Source organism: Corynebacterium pygosceleis (assembly GCF_016595275.2).
GTDB classification, from domain to species: Bacteria; Actinomycetota; Actinomycetes; order Mycobacteriales; family Mycobacteriaceae; genus Corynebacterium; species Corynebacterium pygosceleis.
In genome coordinates this window covers 301,586-318,898 of the sequence record NZ_JAENIQ020000004.1, presented here as the reverse complement: position 1 = coordinate 318,898, position 17,313 = coordinate 301,586, and the positions used below count along the sequence as shown (strand labels likewise).

The window sequence follows — 17,313 nt, the reverse complement described above, 5'->3', positions numbered from 1 at the left end:
GTCTGGGTCGTGGTCGGGGACGGCGTGCCCGCAGCCCGTGTCACCGTCCGGGCACTACTCTGGTTTCCATGACGAATCCCTCGACCAGCCCCTCCCCGAACGCACCCTACGACCTCATCGTCGTCGGCTCCGGACTCTTCGGACTGACCGTCGCGGAACGGGCGGCCAGCCAGTTGGGCAAGCGTGTGCTCATCATCGAACGTCGCAGCCACCTCGGCGGCAACGCATATTCGGAGGCTGAGCCGACGACGGGCATCGAGATCCACAAGTACGGTGCGCACCTGTTCCACACCTCGAACAAGCGGGTGTGGGACTACGTCAACCAGTTCACCGAATTCACCGGGTACCAGCACCGGGTCTTCGCCATGCATGACGGGCAGGCCTACCAGTTCCCGATGGGGCTCGGCCTGATCGCCCAGTTCTTCGGCCGCTACTACAGCCCCGACGAGGCACGTGCGCTGATCGCGGAACAGGCCAGTGAGATCGACTCCGAGCAGGCCTCCAACCTCGAGGAGAAGGCGATCTCCCTCATCGGTCGTCCCCTCTACGAGGCCTTCATCCGGGATTACACCGCGAAACAGTGGCAGACCGACCCGACTGAGCTTCCCGCCGGCAACATCACCCGACTGCCCGTGCGGTACACCTTCGACAACCGCTACTTCAACGACACCTACGAGGGTCTGCCGAAGGACGGTTACGCCGCGTGGCTCGAGCGCATGGCGGACCACGAACTCATCGACGTCCGGCTCGACACCGACTGGTTCGAGGTCCGCGACGAGGTCCGTGGGGCAAGCCCCGACGCGCCGGTCGTCTACACCGGCCCCCTCGACCGCTACTTCAACTACTCCGAGGGCAAGCTCGGCTGGCGCACCCTCGACTTCGAGACCGAGGTCCTCGACACCGGTGACTTCCAGGGCACCCCGGTCATGAACTACAACGACGCCGACGTCCCCTACACCCGGATCCACGAGTTCCGGCACTTCCACCCCGAGCGCAAGGACTCCTACCCGGACGACAAGACCGTCATCATGAAGGAGTACAGCCGCTTCGCCGGGGACGCCGACGAGCCGTACTACCCGATCAACACCCCCGACGACCGGGAGATGCTGCTCGCGTACCGCAGGCGCGCTGACGAGGAGACCGCCGGGAACCGCGTGTTCTTCGGAGGTCGTCTCGGCACCTACCAGTACCTCGACATGCACATGGCCATCGCGAGTGCCATGAACCTCTTCGACAACAAGCTCACCCCGCTGCTCGAGGGGGAGTAGCTCACCAGCTCCCGGAGGTGGCCCCGCCGGAGAATCCGCCCGAGGAGTATCCGGTGGTGGTGCCGGAGGACACGGCTGCGGAGCCCGTCGCCGATTCGTGCCACGAGTTCACCGTCATGAACGGGACGAATCCGGAGTACCCGTAGCCCGGACGCCAGGAATCGTCCCAGATCCGGGGCGCCGGGTTGTCGTCATCCGGCTCCACGTCGTCGAACTCGCGTTTCCGCACGGCCTCGATGATGATCCGGTAGTCGGTGATGATCCGGGCGTAGGAGTCCATGAATGCCGGTGCGTCCGGGGTGTCCCGGAGCGCCAGGACCCGCGCGTCGATCTCCGCCAGATCGTCCCGCAGGCCGTCATCGGACACCCTCGTGCGGGCCTCCGTCAGGTCCTCGTGCATCTCCGTCAGGTGTCGCCGACGGACCGCGCCGTCGCCGTGCTCCATCCGGAAGAACTCGTCGATGTTGGCCTCCGCGTTCTCCATCTGCCGCACAGTCTCGTACGCCTCGGTGATCTCCTTCCGGCGCCTGGCCAACTCACGGTCGTCGACCTCGTCGCCGATCCCGCTCAGGCGCTGCACCGTGGTGTCGATGGCCAGGAACCGGGTGCGCACGTCCTCCCAGTCGCGGCGCAGGGCGTCGTCGGCGAGCGGGGATGACAGGGAATGCGCCCGGACGTTGATCGAATCCAGCTGCGACGCCACCCGTGCGTAGTTCTCCACTACGTGGTCGTAGTGTTCCCGCATCCGCCGCCGCCGGTTGCGCAGGGCCCAGATCAGGCTCCCGGCGGTGACGGCGGCGGCCACACTGCCGATCCCGCCGAAGATCCACCACCCCGACACACCGGACTCCTCCTTCTCCTCCGCGACGACCGTCGTGTCCCCGGCCGCCCGGGCGCCGGCCAGCAGCGCCGCCGCTATGTTCGGGTCACCCGACTGCCGCAGGGGGACCCGCATCTCGTCGAGGATCCCGTCCATGCGCCCCGAGGCGTAGAAGTTGATCGCGTTGCACACGTCATCGCCGCAGGCCACCCCCACGCGGCGTGGATCCATGCCCACGGCCACGATCAACGAACCCGGTGCGAACTTGTCCTCCGACCCGGACAGCAGGGAACGGTCGTCGTTCTCCGCGTAGGAACGGAGGGAGTCGTTCAGGTTGGGCTCATTCGACCCGAACACCAGGTACACGACCCGGTCGACCGTCGCGGGCAGCGACAGGGCCGGGGTCTCGTTCTCCAGGAGCCGGACGTCGCCGTCGGTCAGCTGGTCGCCGCGCAGCGGCACCTCCACCGAGCGCACGGTCGTGGTCTGTGCGGTGGCCGCCGCCAGCGGCAGGAGCAGCACGACGAACAGTGCGAGAAAGGCCGACACCGGCCGGGCGTACCGGAACGGGGAATCGATGCGGTTCATGGCCGCCAGTGTAGGAGAGGCTCCCGGGGTGCGGGCCGCCTGTTCCGTCTGCCTGTGGAATACCGCGGAACCGCCCTCTTCCGGGTGTGCGCCATGTCGTTCCGCGGTGCCGGTCGTGACGGTCCGTCGGGTGCCCCACCGCGTGGGTAACGCAGCCTGCGTGCGGCAGCGATTACATTGAGACGGGTACAAGACCACAGGCCGAAAGGACGTTGAAACGTCATGAGCGAATCTTCCGTGCCCACTTCCGGGGAAACGCCCGCTGCTCCGTCGGATCCCCGGGTGCCGGCCGGTTCCGGGGCGGTGGAGCAGTTGCAGCGTGTTCTGCTGCCGAGGAGGGGCGAGCCGCACGACGTCCGTACGCTCTATCTGCTCGAGGCGGAGACCAACACCCGGCGGGTGACGTGGCCGGACCGCACCAGCTTCAGTGTCGGCGCAGGTCAGGAGGTCAGCTTCCAGACCTACTTCAATGCTTTCCCAGCCTCGTACTGGCGGCGGTGGTCGCAGTTGTCCACCGTCGTCCTCCGTGTCGAGGTCACCGGTGAGGCGCGTGTCGACGTCTACCGCTCGAAGATCGACGGCTCCCGGATCGCCGTCGACGGGAAGCTCGTCGCCGACGGTGCCGCCGAGTTCGAGCTGTCACTCGATCCGTTCGAGGACGGCGGCTGGCTGTGGTTCGACGTGACCGCGGAGACCGACGCCACGATCACCCGCGCCGGCTGGTTCGCGCCCTGTGCGCCCGCGCCGCAGACCATGCCCGACGGCACGACCGTCGGGCCGTTCGAACCGCGGGTCACCGTCGGCATTCCCACGTTCAACCGCCCCGCGGACGCGGTCGCCGCGCTCGAGGCACTCGCCAGCGACCCGCAGGTCGACGCCGTGATCGACACCGTGATCATGCCTGATCAGGGCACCCGGCATCCGGCGGACGAACCCGGCTACGCGGCGGTGACCGAGCACTTCGGGGACCGGTTCTTCGAGTTCCGTCAGGGCAACCTGGGTGGTTCGGGCGGCTACTCGCGCATCATGTTCGAGGCCCTCGGCGGCGCGGACGGAACAGGGGAGGCCGGAGCGAAAGAATCCCCGTACGTCCTCTACATGGACGACGACATCGCCATCGAGCCGGACTCCGTGCTCCGCGCCCTCCAGGTCGCGCGCTACGCGAAGAGCCCCATGCTCGTGGGCGGACAGATGCTCAACCTCCAGGAGCGCAGTCACCTGCACTCGATGGGGGAGGTCATCGACCGCTCGATCTTCATGTGGACCTCCGCTCCGCACGTGCGCTACGACCACGACTTCTCCGAGTTCCCGCTGTCCCACCAGGGTCGGCCGGACGACGGGCCGAAGGACCGCAACTCCCGTGACCTGCACCGGCGTATCGACGTCGACTACAACGGCTGGTGGATGTGCCTCATCCCGCGGGTCGTCGCGGAGCGGATCGGTCAGCCGTTGCCGCTGTTCATCAAGTGGGACGACGCCGAGTACGGCCTGCGTGCCGCGAAGGCGGGATACCCGACGGCGACGTGGCCGGGCGTCGCGATCTGGCACATGGCCTGGTCCGACAAGGACGACGCCATCGACTGGCAGGCCTACTTCCACCTGCGCAACCGGCTGATCGTCGCCGCCATGGACCACGACGGCGGCCCGGAGGGCATCGTGCGCAGCATGAAGAAGGCGACGCTGAAGCACCTGCTGTGCCTGGAGTACTCGACCGTCGCGATCCAGAACGAGGCCATGAAGGACTTCCTCGCCGGTCCGGACCACCTCTTCGACATCCTCGAGACCTCCCTGCCGCGCATCAACCGGCTGCGTCGGGACTACCCGGACGCCGTGGTCCTGCCGACCGCCGCGGAGCTGCCGAAACCGTCGGGCGCGCCGGGCGTTCCCGTCAAGGACATCGGCGGACGCCTGGCTCCGGTGAAGAAGGCCGTCTGGCTGGCCAAGGGACTGCTGCACTCCGTGCGCCCGCACGATCCCGCGCACCACGAGGTGCCGCAGGCCAACTTCGCCCCGATCGAGGCCCGCTGGTTCTCCCTGTCCCGTGTCGACGGTGCGACCGTCACCACCGCGGACGGCCGTGGTGTCGTCTACCGGCGGCGCGACCGGGAGAAGGCGAAGGAACTCCTCGCGGAATCCAACCGGCTGCAGCGCCGGGTCCTCGAGCGTTTCGACGACCTGCGTGCGGAGTACCGGGCAGCCCACGAGGAACTCACCAGCCGTGACAGCTGGGGAAAGGTCTTCCATGCGTGAGTCCGACGTCCTGGTGAAGATCCAGGACACGCTCTACGACGTTCCCGCCGCGCTACCGGTGGCCAGGGGGCTCAGTCATTTCGGTGAGCACGCCATCGGGTGGATGGCGCTCGGTGTCGCCGGTGCGGCCGTCGACAGGCGCCGGAGCGGGCCCTGGCTGGCGGTGACGGGTTCGGCGTTCCTCAGCCATGCGGCTTCCGTCGTGCTGAAGCGGGTGGTGCGGCGGAAGCGTCCGCACGACCCGCGTATCCGGATCGGTGTCGCCACGCCGTCGAAACTGAGTTTCCCGTCGTCCCACGCCACCTCCACCGCAGCGGCTCTCGTCGCGGTGTGTCGGGTCACCGGTTCCCGCTGGCCGCTCACCGGCGTGCCGGTCATGATGCTGTCGCGTATGGTGCTCGGAGTGCATTACCCGACCGATGTGGCGGCGGGCGCCGCTCTCGGAGCCGTCACCGCCGAAGCGGTGTGTCGGGTCGTCGACAAGCGTGAAAGGAACAACTCATGAGTCAGCCGCATGACGGGCTGCTCGGGTCCGAACCCCACACCCGGGGCATCGAGGCGGACCGTAAGCGCCGGCCCCCGAGGAACCTCGCGGACGCGATGGTCAAGGCACTGCGCCCCAAGCAGTGGGTGAAGAACGTTCTCGTCATCGCTGCTCCGGCGGCGGCGGGGTCCGCCGCGCTCCTCAGCGGACGCACCATCGCCGACGTCGTGATCGCGTTCATCGTGTTCTGCCTCGCCGCGTCCTCGATCTACCTCGTCAATGACGCGCGTGACGTCGACGCGGACCGGGTTCACCCGACCAAACGTTTCCGTCCCATCGCCGCCGGTGTGCTCCCCGTCAACCTCGCCTACGCGATGGCCGTCGGCCTGATGGTCGCCTCCGTGCTGATCTCCCTGTTGGCCTCGGCGGGCGCGAATCTCGCCATCGTCGTCGCCGTCTACATCGCACTCCAGCTCGGCTACTGCTTCGGCTGGAAGCACCAGCCCGTGATCGACATCGCCCTGGTCTCCTCGGGTTTCATGCTCCGCGCGATGGCCGGTGGTGTCGCCACGGGCATCGAACTGTCGCAGTGGTTCCTCCTCGTCGCGGCCTTCGGTTCGCTGTTCATGGCCTCCGGTAAGCGGTACGCCGAGATTCTCCTCGTCGAATCCTCCGGTGCGAAGATCCGGAAGTCTCTCGAGGGGTACACCGACACCTACCTCCGTTTCGTCTGGACGCTGTCGGCGACGGCCGTGGTCATGAGCTACGCGCTCTGGGGGTTCGACGTCAGTCGCTCCCTCGACGGTGCAGGCGGGGTCTGGTACCAGATCTCGATGGTGCCGTTCACCGTCGCCATCCTCCGCTACGCCGCCGACATCGACCGGGGTGACGGTGGTGCCCCGGACGAACTGGCGCTGTCCGACCGGACCCTCCAGGCGCTCGCCGTGCTGTGGGTGGCCTGCATCGTGATCGCCGTCTACGTGATGCCCGCGCTGTAGGTGGCGGGTACACCCGGGATCGCGCCCCGCACACCATGTCCCGTGTACGGTGACTGTGTAACGAAACGATCAAGCCCGGGGATAGTCGGATCGGTCGCAGCTGTCGGCGGCCGTCCGTTGTCGGAAAGAGCGTCCCGCTAGGAGAACCATGTCAATCGCCTCCCGCCTGCACCGCGCAGGGAAGAAGGTCACGTCCGCGGTCGCCGCCACCGCTGTGACCGCAACACTCATGGTCGTCGGTGCGGGAACCGCCGAAGCCGCCAACCGTGACTGGCTCCGGCCGGACGCCACCGGCACCTGTGAATGGGACGCCTCCGGCCACGGCGTGCAACGCTGTGACGTCTGGTCGCCGGCGATGAACCGTACCGTGCCGGTTCTGGTCCAGCCCTCCCAGCGTGGAGGTGACGCAGGCTTCTATCTTCTCGACGGTATGCGTGCGGATCCGCACCAGACCGGCTGGACGATGTACTCCGACGCACCCGCCACCTACGCCGACAGCAACATCAACCTCATCATGCCGATCGGTGGCGCGGGCACGTTCTACAGTGACTGGATCGCCCCCGGCAACTTCTCCTCCTCCGACCCGCAGGTCATCAAGTGGGAGACCTTCCTCACCGCCGAGCTTCCCGGTTATCTCCACCAGCATTTCGGGGTCAACCCCCACCGCAACTCCATCGCCGGGCTCTCCATGGGAGGCACCGCAGCACTGAACATCGCGGCGCGTCACCCCGGGATGTACCAGCAGGCCATGAGTTTCTCCGGGTACCTCACCACGACGGCGCCCGGTATGCAGACGTTGATGCGTATCGCCCTGCTGGAAACCGGGAGCCTCAACATCAACTCCATGTACGGTGCGATCGTCAGCCCCCGGCGTTTCCAGAATGATCCGTACTGGAACATGGAGGGCCTGCGCGGCAAGGACGTCTACATCTCCGCCGCGACCGGCATGTGGGCGGGCGGGGACTGGAACGTCCCCCTCTGGGACCGCATCGTCGGTTGGGGCCTGGAATGGGTTGCCCGGAACACCACGGTCGCCTGGGAACTCAAGGCGCGCGCCATCGGACTGAACCCCACCGTCGACTACCCGCCGACGGGTGTCCACAACTGGGGCATCTGGACCGATCAGCTGCACAAGACCAAGGGGCGTGTCCTGGACGTCATGAACGCCTGGTGACCGTCCCCGCCAAACAGATCCCCGTCGGAGCCCGGATTGAGGTTCCGGCGGGGATCTGTCCGTTGTACGCCCCGGAACCGGGGCAGGGGGGAGGTGGCACCGGGTGTGGGGGCTCCCGTCGGCGTGTCGCACGGTCAATGTCGCCGAACTGTGACGATCTACATAAACTTAAAGTCGATCTTTAGGGTTTGGGTCGGACGCTGGTACAGCGGTTAGTAACGGCCCGGCCCTTGGGCGACGACATAACTACACGAAGAGCCGGTGGCGGCCACCACCGTCGGTTCCGGGGGAGGGGAACTCCCGGAGCTCGGCGGGGTGTCCCATCCATGCCAGCGGCCGCACAGGTCCGCCGTCCCGGCGGTACCCGATCCCAAGAACCGATACAAAGGACACCTTCATGCGCGACACCGCATCCAACAGCAGCCGGCGCCCTTACCGGGTCGCCCTCGCTGCCGTCCCCACGGCCATCGCCCTGGGCGTCGGCCTCCTCTCCCCGGTCGCTTCGGCCGAGCAGTCGACCGTCCTGGCGCAGAGCTCCGGCCTGAACGGCCTTTCCAGTGCGTTCGGGTCCTCCGGCGGAATCTCCGATTACCTGAAGGAGGACAACGTCCCGGAACGGACCCCGGTGAAGACGGAGTACCCGGACATCGAGGGTCTCCCCGAGGGGGTGGACGTCGTCCGTCAGGAATGGCTGGGCACGCACCGTATTGCCCTGTTCATCCGGTCCGCCGCGATGCCGGAACAGCTGATGCAGGTCCAGGTTCTGCTCGCCCGTGACTGGTACTCGCAGCCCGACGCCGAGTTCCCGAGCGTGTGGCTGCTCGACGGCCTGCGCGCCGTCGACGAGGAGTCCGGCTGGACCCTGAACACCAACGCCGAGCAGTTCTTCGCCGACAAGAACGTCAACGTGATCCTGCCCATCGGTGGCGAGGCGTCGTTCTACACCGACTGGAACCGTCCGGACAACGGCAAGAACTACCAGTGGGAGACGTTCCTCACGCAGGAGCTGCCGGCCGTGCTGAAGCAGGGGTACCGGGCGAACGGTGAGCGCGCGATCATCGGTCTGTCGATGGGTGGCACCGCCGCCGTCAACATCGCCGAGCACCGTCCCGACCTCTTCAAGTTCGTCGGTTCCTTCTCCGGCTACCTCGACACCACCTCCACGGGCATGCCCGCGATGATCTCCGGTGCCCTGAAGGAGGGCGGCGGCTACGACGCCGACGCGATGTGGGGGCCGGCCGGTTCCCAGCGGTGGATCGACAATGACCCGAAGCTCGGTATCGAGGCGCTGAAGGGCAAGACCGTCTACATTTCCGCCGGTTCCGGGCGTGACGACTTCGGTGAGCCGGGGTCCGTCGCCACGTCACCCGCGAACGAGGCGGGCAAGGGACTGGAGGTCATCGCCCGGATGACGTCCCAGACCTTCGTCGAGGCCGCCAAGGAAGCCGATGTCCCGGTGATCTCGATGTTCCGTCCCTCCGGCGTCCACAACTGGCCGTACTGGCAGTTCGAGCTGACCCAGGCGTGGCCGTACATCGCCGACACCCTCGGTCTCAAGGACGAGGACCGTGGCGCGGACTGCGAGGCCATCGGTGCCATCGGTGCCGCGACCGCCTCCGGCGCGTGGGGAAACTGCGTCAACAACGAGTACGACGTCGTTTCCGTCGACGATGTCGCCGGTAAGGCGCAGGACTTCCGTGGCGGCCAGGCCTACTGGTCACCGGCGACCGACGCCCACGTGCTCATCGGCCGGATCGCCGCGCGCTACGCCGAACTCGGTGGTCCGCGTTCCTTCCTCGGATTCCCGACGACCAACGAACTGACCGCACCGGACGGCAAGGGCCGTTACGTCCACTTCGAGCACGGTTCGATCTACTGGACCCCGGAGACCGGTGCCCAGGCCATCCCGGCCGACATGTTCGAGTCCTGGGGCGACCAGGGCTGGGAGACCGGCGTGCTCGGATACCCGGTGGCCGAGGCCAAGGAACTCGAGGGCAGCTGGATCCAGCAGTTCCAGGGCGGCTACGTCATCCGCACCCCGAAGAACGAGACCTTCTGGTCCCGGGGACTCATCGCCCGCAAGTACGGGGAGATGAAGGCCACCGCCTCGAAGCTGGGTGCCCCCACCTCCAACGAGTTCCCGATCCCGGGTGGTGCACTCCAGAACTTCGAGACCGGCACCATCTACTGGTCCCCGACCACCGGCGCGCACGTCGTCTACAACGGCGACATCCGCGACCACTGGGGCGAGAACGGCTGGGAGAACGGCAAGTTCGGCTGGCCCACCTCCGACCTCGAGGAGATTCCGGCGGGTGGCCTGAGGCAGTCCTTCCAGCACGGAACGATCAAGCAGGTCAACGGAACAATCGTCGAGGAAATGAACTGATGCGGAGATTGACTCTTCCCCTGCTGACCGTCGCTGTGCTCGCGCTGGCGGGCTGCGGCGGAGCCACCTCCGAGAGCGGTGACGCGACCGCCGGAGACACGACGGCGACCTCCTCGCCGCTGCCCAAGGCGGAGTCGAAGACTCCCGGGGCGGATGAATCCGATGAGGAGAAGGAGGCCCGTGAGTCGTCCCTCTCCTCGGCGAGCCCCGAATACCGTGAGGCCGCCCCGCAGCCGGTGGTGCCGGCGGTTCCCGAACCCCGGGACGGCGCGGCGAAGGAGATCGACGAGATCCCCGGCCTCTCGCAGGACCGCAGCGCCTCCGACATGGACTACCTGAAGGCGCTGAAGGACGGTGGAATCTCCGTCGACGGTGTCGAGGACCAGATGATCGGTGCGGCGGCCGAGGTGTGCCGTTCGGCCGCCAGCGGTGTGGACAACTACACGCTGGAGGCGGTCGCCGGGCAGCTCGTCGAGCAGGAACGGGCGTCCGCGCCGGTTCCCGAGATCGCCGAGCGGATTGCCTCCGCGGCCAAGTCAGCGTACTGCTAGACGGTATGAAAAAGACGCTGACAGTCCTGGCCGTCATCATCGTGGTCGGCCTGATAGCCGTGGGAACATGGCGGTGGGTCAACGATGAGGGAGTGATCCCCGGCCAGGAACCCGGGGAGCCCGGTGGACCCGCAGCCACCGGTCCGGCGCAGCCGGACTGGTGCCCCGCCGTCGAGGTCATCGCAGCGCCGGGCACGTGGGAGTCGTCGCCCACCGACGACCCGATCAACCCGTCGTTCAACCCGAATTCATTCATGCTGACGGTCACCCGACCGTTGCAGGACAGGTACCCGGCGGACCGGGTGAAGGTGTGGACCCTGCCGTACACCGCGCAGTTCCGCAACATCAACGCCGATCAGGAGATGACGTACGACGAATCCCGGAGCGAGGGGACGTCGTCGTTGGAGAACGAACTGCGTGTCACCCACCGGGACTGCCCGCTCACCGACTTCATCATGACCGGTTTCTCCCAGGGGGCCGTCATCGTCGGTGACATCGCCAGCGAGATCGGCAACGGACACGGTGCCGTGCCCGCCGAACGTGTCAGGGGTGTCGCCCTGGTCGCGGACGGTCGGCGCGAACCGGGTGTCGGGCAGGCCGTGGGCAACCCGGTGTCCGGAGTCGGTGCCGAGATCTCGCTCGAACTGCTGAATCCCGCCGTTCAGCTCGTGACCCCGGGTGCCACGATGCGTGGACCACGGGACAGCGGGTTCGGCGCGCTGGATGACCGGACCTTCCAGATCTGTGCCCCCGACGACCACATCTGTGACGCTCCGCTGGGTGTCGGCAATGCGGTGGAACGGGCGCAGGGGCTGATCGAGAACAACGGGGTCCACGCCCGGTACGCGACGAACCCCAACGTCTTCCCGGGGTCGACGACCTCCCGGTGGCTGGTCGGGTGGTCGTCCGACCTGATCGACCGGATCCCGGACCCGGGGCAGGCGCCCGCGTCCGGTGTCGTCACCTCGGTGCCGCCGGTTCCCTGACGCCGCGCGTCGACTTGGGTTTCGTCGGCAAAGTAATACACTGGACCAAACTTACGATGCAGATAATGGTGCCGGACAGCGCGCACCTCACCGACGAACGAGGAGAATAATGGATCTCAAGGCGGCCATCGGCCAGTTCTTTGATGACAAGGGCCAGATCAACCTTCCCGAGCAGCTCACGCTCGCCGGACTGTGCGAGACGCTCTACATGGTGGAGGCCTCCTCCGGTGGGGCGGACCGTGACTGTCTCCGGTTCTGGGACTACTCGTCCAACCGTGACGGTGAGTGCACGGACTACTCGCGCAGGCAGATCAACACCCGCATCAAGGCCGTCGCCGCCCGACTCCAGCAGATCGGGACCCTCGGTGACCGGGTCGCCATCCTCGCGGGCAACAGCCCGGAGTACATGTTCGGTTTCCTCGGCGCCATGTACGCCGGTATGGCACCGATCCCGCTGTACGATCCGACCGAGCCGGGCCACGGTGACCACCTGACCGCCGTCCTCGCGGACTGTGAACCGAAGTTCATCCTGACGAACTCGGCGTCCGCGGCGGCCGTCCGCAAGCTGTTCGCCTCCCGCCCCGCCGCCGAACGCCCCCGCATCCTCACGATCGACGCGCTCCCGGACTCCCTCGCCGAGAGCTTCGTCAACCCCATGGAGACCGAGGCCGGTAAGCAGCTCGCGGCGTCCTCCACCTCCTCCCCGCTGGATCTCGTGGCGTTCCTCCAGTACACCTCCGGATCGACACGCACCCCGGCCGGTGTGGTGCTCACGAACCGCAACATCATGACCAACGTGCTGCAGATCTTCGCCGCCGCGAAGCTCCAGCTGCCGCTGCGGGTCGTCTCCTGGCTGCCGTTGCACCACGACATGGGCATCATCCTCGCCGCATTCTGCATCATCCTCGGCCTGAAGATCGAGATGATGAGCCCCCGCGACTTCATCCAGCAGCCCAGCCGCTGGATCGAACAGATCTCCGGTGGTGAAGAGGGGGAGAACACCTACACCATCGTCCCGAACTTCGCCCTCGAACTCGCCGTCCGCTACGGCCGCCCCGCCGAGGGCCGGACCCTCGACCTCAGCCGCGTCGACGGCCTGATCGTCGGCTCCGAACCGGTCACCCCGAAGGCCATCAACCAGTTCATCGAGACCTTCGGCGGATACGGCCTGAACACCAACGTCATCCGCCCCTCCTACGGTCTGGCCGAGGCGTCGCTCATCGTCTCCACCCCGCAGACCGACACCCGCCCGTTGATCACCTGGGTCGACCGTGACCGCCTCAACGAGGGCACCGTCGAACTCGTCGACGGTCCCGGTGAGCACGCCGCGGCCCTCGTGTCCAACGGTCAGGTCGCCCGCCCGCAGCACCTCGTCATCGTCGATCCCGAGACCCGCTGCGAGGTGCCGGACGGCACGGTCGGTGAGATGTGGACCCACGGCGACAACACCGCCGCCGGCTACCTCGACCGCCCCGAGGACACCGCCGAGACCTTCCGCAACACGCTCGCCGGCCGCCTGCCGGAGAACTCCCGTGCCGAGGGTGCCCCGGACGACGACCGCTGGATGGCCACCGGTGACCTCGGCGTGATCGTGGACGACGAGCTCTACATCACCGGCCGCCGCAAGGACCTCATCATCATCGCGGGCCGCAACCACTACCCGCAGGACATCGAGTACACCGTCGACCACGCCTCCGAGCACATCCGTCCGGCGGCCATCGCGGCGTTCGCGATCCCCGGTGACGAGGTGGAGAAACTGGTCATCATCGCGGAGCGCGACTTCGGTCGTGACGCGGAGGGTGACGCCGCCGCGATCGACGCGATCCGTACCGCGGTGTCCAGCTCGCACGGTGTCGTACCGGCCGACATCGTGATCGTCGCACCCGACGAGATCAAGCGCAGCTCCAGCGGTAAGATTGCCCGCAGGGTCTGCCGCCGCGACTACCTCGCGTAGGGATTCGTCGACCACCACCGGAAGGGCCCTCCGTGCTGTCCCCGCCACACCGGCGGAAAGGACGCCACGGAGGGTCGTGCCGTTACCGGGGTGAAACAAACGTCGCGGCGAAACAGATAGTCCCTGAAGACCGAAATCACCACACGAAAAGAGTGAAGCCACCGCATGGATCACAGTCAGCAGTCCTCGTCGATGACCACCGCAGAGCTACGTACGTGGCTGCGGGACTGGGTCGTCAGGACAACCGGCCTGCCCGAGGAGGAGATCACCGACGACAAGCCGATGGAGACCTTCGGACTGTCTTCCCGTGACGTCGTGGTCCTCTCCGGTGAACTGGAGAACCTCGTGGGCACCCAGCTCGACGCGACGGTGGCCTACGAGTACCCGACGATCGCCGCCCTCGCCCGCCGCGTCATCGAGGGGCCCGTGCCCACGCGGCGCAGCCCCCGCGCGCAGGCCGGGGTACGGGGCCCGGCGTCGGCGAAGGGCACCCCCGGCAGCCACGACATCGCGATCGTCGGCATGGCGGCCCGCTACCCCGGTGCAGGCAACCTCGACGAGATGTGGGATCTGCTGGTCAGCGGACGTGACGGTGTCGGTGACCTGCCCCTCGGCCGATGGTCCGAGTACTCCGGTGATGACGTGATGGCCCGCAAACTCGCGGAGGTCAACACCACCGGTGGATACCTGGAGGACATCGCCACCTTCGACGCGGAGTTCTTCGGTTTCTCACCCGTCGAGGCCGCCAACATGGACCCCCAGCAGCGCATCGTCCTCGAACTCGCCTGGGAGGCGCTGGAACACGCGCATATCCCCGTGTCCTCCCTGCGCGGTGAGCCGGTCGGCGTGTTCATCGGCTCGACGAACAACGACTACGGCATGCTGATCGCCGCCGATCCGGCGGAGGCGCACCCCTACGCCCTCACGGGAACCGCCAGCTCCATCATCCCGAACCGCATCTCCTACGCCTTCGACTTCCGGGGTCCGTCGGTCTCGATCGACACCGCCTGCTCATCCTCGCTCGTCGCGATCCACCACGCGGTCCGGGCACTGCGCGACGGGGACGCCACCGTCGCTCTCGCCGGTGGCGTGAACATCCTGTCGTCCCCGTTCATCTCCACCGCGTTCGGTGAACTGGGCGTCATCAGCCCGACGGGCAGGATCCACGCGTTCTCCGAGGACGCCGACGGGTTCATCCGATCCGACGGAGCCGGCCTCGCCGTGCTCAAACGCGTCGACGACGCCATCGCCGACGGTGACGAGATCCTCGCCGTCATCAAGGGCACCGCCATCAACTCTGACGGCCGTTCCAACGGCCTGACGGCCCCGAACCCCGAGGCCCAGATCGACGTCCTCGAGCGCGCCTACGCCGACGCGGGCGTCGATCCGGCCGTCGTCGACTACGTCGAGGCCCACGGCACCGGCACTATCCTCGGCGACCCGATCGAGGCCACCGCCATCGGCGCGGTCCTCGGCGCCGACCGCGACGCCGCCGACCCGATACTGCTCGGCAGCGCCAAGACGAACTTCGGCCACTCCGAATCAGCCGCGGGTGCCGCGGGCCTGATCAAGGTCGTCCTCGGCATGCGCAACGGCGTGATTCCGCCGTCGCTGAACTACAGCGGCCCGAACCCCTACATCGACTTCGACGCCGAGCATCTCGAGGTCGTCGAGGATCCGCGCGAATGGCCCTGCTACTCCGGCCGCCCCACCGCGGGCGTGTCCGGCTTCGGCTTCGGCGGCACCAACGCCCACGCCGTGGTGCAGACCTTCGACCCGATGGACTACGACACCGAACGTCCGGAATCCGCGGCACAGCTCGACGACGGCGGGGCCGTCCTCCTGCCCGTCTCCGGCCTGCTCCCCTCCCGCCGCGCGCGGGCCGCCGGTGTGCTCGCCGAGTTCCTCGAGGGGCGCCCGGACTCCGACCTGCCGAAGATCGCCCGTTCCCTGGCCCGGCAGAACCACGGCCGCTCCGCCGCCGTCGTCACCGCGTCGAGCACCGCCGAGGCCGTCAAACGTCTCGGTATCGTCGCGGACCGGAAGAAGGGCGCCGGGATCGCCGTCGCCGACTCCCCCGCGCAGCCCGGTCCCGTGTTCGTCTACTCGGGATTCGGTTCGCAGCACCGCAAGATGGCCAAGGACCTCTACGAGCTGTCGCCGCTGTTCCGTGAACGCCTCGACGAGCTCAACGAGATCGTCGGTTTCGAGTCCGGCTGGTCGCTGACCGACATCATCACCGACGACGAACAGACCTACGACACCGAGACCGCACAGGTCGGCATCACCGCCATCCAGATCGCACTCACCGACCTCCTCGCGCACCTCGGCGCGAAACCCGTTGCCGTCACGGCGATGTCCATGGGTGAGATCGCAGCCGCCTACGCCGCCGGTGGTCTCTCCGCCGAGGATGCCATGCGTGTGGCCTGCCACCGGTCACGCCTCATGGGGGAGGGGGAGAAGTCCCTGCCCGAGGACCAGCTCGGTGCGATGGCCGTCGTCGAGTTCTCCGTCGACGACCTGGACACCTTCATCGCCGAGAACCCCGACTTCGCGGGTATCGAGCCCGCCGTCTACGCAGGTCCCGGCATGACCACCGTCGGCGGCCCCCGCGACGCCGTCGTGCGCCTCGTCGAACTGCTGGAGAAGCAGGAGAAGTTCGCCCGGCTGCTCAACGTCCGTGGCGCCGGGCACACCAGTGCCGTGGAACCGCTCCTGGGGGAGCTCGCCGCGGAGACCGCCGACATCGAGCCGCGCCCGCTGACGATCCCGCTCTACAGCTCCGTCGACCGTGGCGTGGTCTACCCGGCCGGTTCCGTCATCCACGACACCGACTACTGGGTGCGCTGCACCCGGGGCCGGGTCTGGTTCCTCGACGCGACCTCCCGCGTGTTCGCCGACGGACACGACATCCTCGTCGAGGTCTGCCCCAACCCCGTCGCCCTGATGGGCATGATGAACACCGCCTTCTCGGTGGGTAAGCCCGATGCGCAGCTGCTGCACACCCTCAAGCGCAAGGTGCCCCCGGCCGAGACCCTGCGTGACGTGCTGTCCCGGCTCTACGTCGCGGGCCAGCCGATCGACCTCGGCCTGCTCATCGGCGACGGGGAGCGCATCGACGCCCCCGGCGTACGGTGGAAGCACCAGCGCTACTGGACCGCCGCGCGCCCGTCCTCGACCTCCGTGTCCGGGATCCCCGGCAACCGGGTGTCCCTGCCCGACGGCTCCGTGGCGTTCTCGATCCTCGCGGAGACCGTGCCCTCGACCCTCGCGCTCGTCGAGGCCGCGGCAGAGGCACTGAACCCCGAGACCACCGTCGTCGCCTTCGAGGAACGGGGCACCCTGCCGCCGTCCGGCGAGATCACGACGATCGCCCGCCGTCACCTCGGCGGCGTCGACGTCACCGTCCACCGCATGCTCGGTGGCACCGCGACCCTTCTCGCCGAGGGCTTCGCCGCGGCGCACGCCGGTGACGGGGTCGGCCCGGTTCCGGGTGGCGCGGGTGTCGGCAGCTACGACTCGGACTCCGAGGCCGCCGACCCGTCCGAGACCGGCCTGCCCGAGATCATCGTCGACGCGGTCCGCTGGGATCCGGCGAGCGGCGAGAGCGTCGAGGACCGGCTGCGGACCATCGTCAGTGAATCCATGGGCTACGACGTCGACGATCTGCCGGGCGAACTCCCGCTGATCGACCTCGGCCTCGATTCCCTGATGGGCATGCGGATCAAGAACCGCATCGAGAACGACTTCCAGATTCCCCCGCTCCAGGTCCAGGCACTGCGCGACGCGTCCGTCGCGGATGTCGTGGTCCTCGTGGAGCAGCTCGTCGCCGACCGTCACGCGGCGTCGACGGC

Annotated in this window: 10 protein-coding genes and 1 pseudogene; 10 read left to right on the top strand and 1 reads right to left on the bottom strand. The window is 67.7% G+C overall.

The window, feature by feature from the left end; genetic code table 11:
* Positions 1 to 68: 68 nt before the first annotated feature.
* On the top strand, positions 69 to 1,268 hold the full coding sequence (glf, locus tag JIM94_RS09995) for a UDP-galactopyranose mutase (RefSeq protein ID WP_200254707.1): 1,200 nt from the start codon (positions 69 to 71) through the stop codon (positions 1,266 to 1,268).
* 1 nt (position 1,269) lies between these two features.
* Here glf and JIM94_RS09990 read toward each other — a convergent pair whose 3' ends face one another.
* Positions 1,270 to 2,676 (bottom strand): DUF5129 domain-containing protein, encoded by a 1,407-nt coding sequence (locus JIM94_RS09990; RefSeq protein WP_200254706.1) that lies wholly within the window; start codon positions 2,674 to 2,676, stop codon positions 1,270 to 1,272.
* Positions 2,677 to 2,898: 222 nt separating this feature from the next.
* On the opposite strand from JIM94_RS09990, the gene JIM94_RS09985 reads away from it, so the two are divergent.
* The 9 genes and pseudogenes from JIM94_RS09985 to JIM94_RS09945 all read left to right on the top strand — a co-directional run.
* A complete protein-coding gene (locus JIM94_RS09985) occupies positions 2,899 to 4,926 on the top strand; it encodes a glycosyltransferase (RefSeq protein ID WP_200254704.1) in 2,028 nt (675 codons plus the stop codon).
* Positions 4,919 to 5,431 (top strand): phosphatase PAP2 family protein, encoded by a 513-nt coding sequence (locus JIM94_RS09980; RefSeq protein WP_200254702.1) that lies wholly within the window; start codon positions 4,919 to 4,921, stop codon positions 5,429 to 5,431. The genes JIM94_RS09985 and JIM94_RS09980 overlap by 8 nt, the downstream gene beginning before the upstream one ends.
* On the top strand, positions 5,428 to 6,408 hold the full coding sequence (locus JIM94_RS09975) for a decaprenyl-phosphate phosphoribosyltransferase (protein ID WP_200254700.1): 981 nt from the start codon (positions 5,428 to 5,430) through the stop codon (positions 6,406 to 6,408). Before JIM94_RS09980 ends, JIM94_RS09975 begins: the two co-directional genes overlap by 4 nt.
* A 148-nt stretch (positions 6,409 to 6,556) precedes the next feature.
* Complete coding sequence (locus JIM94_RS09970) at positions 6,557 to 7,582, top strand: alpha/beta hydrolase (RefSeq protein ID WP_200254698.1); 1,026 nt, start codon at positions 6,557 to 6,559, stop codon at positions 7,580 to 7,582.
* Between the two features lie 397 nt (positions 7,583 to 7,979).
* The gene (locus JIM94_RS09965) at positions 7,980 to 9,968 is read left to right on the top strand and encodes an alpha/beta hydrolase-fold protein (protein WP_200254696.1); all 1,989 of its coding nucleotides are present in this window, start codon (positions 7,980 to 7,982) and stop codon (positions 9,966 to 9,968) included.
* Positions 9,968 to 10,519: a DUF732 domain-containing protein gene (locus tag JIM94_RS09960; RefSeq protein WP_200254694.1), complete on the top strand. Its 552-nt coding sequence runs from the start codon at positions 9,968 to 9,970 to the stop codon at positions 10,517 to 10,519. The genes JIM94_RS09965 and JIM94_RS09960 overlap by 1 nt, the downstream gene beginning before the upstream one ends.
* Before the next feature lie 5 nt (positions 10,520 to 10,524).
* Complete coding sequence (locus tag JIM94_RS09955; protein ID WP_200254691.1) at positions 10,525 to 11,505, top strand: cutinase family protein; 981 nt, start codon at positions 10,525 to 10,527, stop codon at positions 11,503 to 11,505.
* Positions 11,506 to 11,614: 109 nt separating this feature from the next.
* Positions 11,615 to 13,459, top strand: coding sequence for a FadD32-like long-chain-fatty-acid--AMP ligase (locus tag JIM94_RS09950; protein ID WP_200254689.1), 1,845 nt, complete (start codon positions 11,615 to 11,617; stop codon positions 13,457 to 13,459).
* Between the two features lie 165 nt (positions 13,460 to 13,624).
* A pseudogene (locus JIM94_RS09945) lies at positions 13,625 to 17,290 on the top strand (beta-ketoacyl synthase N-terminal-like domain-containing protein); the annotation flags it as partial.
* Between the last annotated feature and the right edge of the window lie 23 nt (positions 17,291 to 17,313).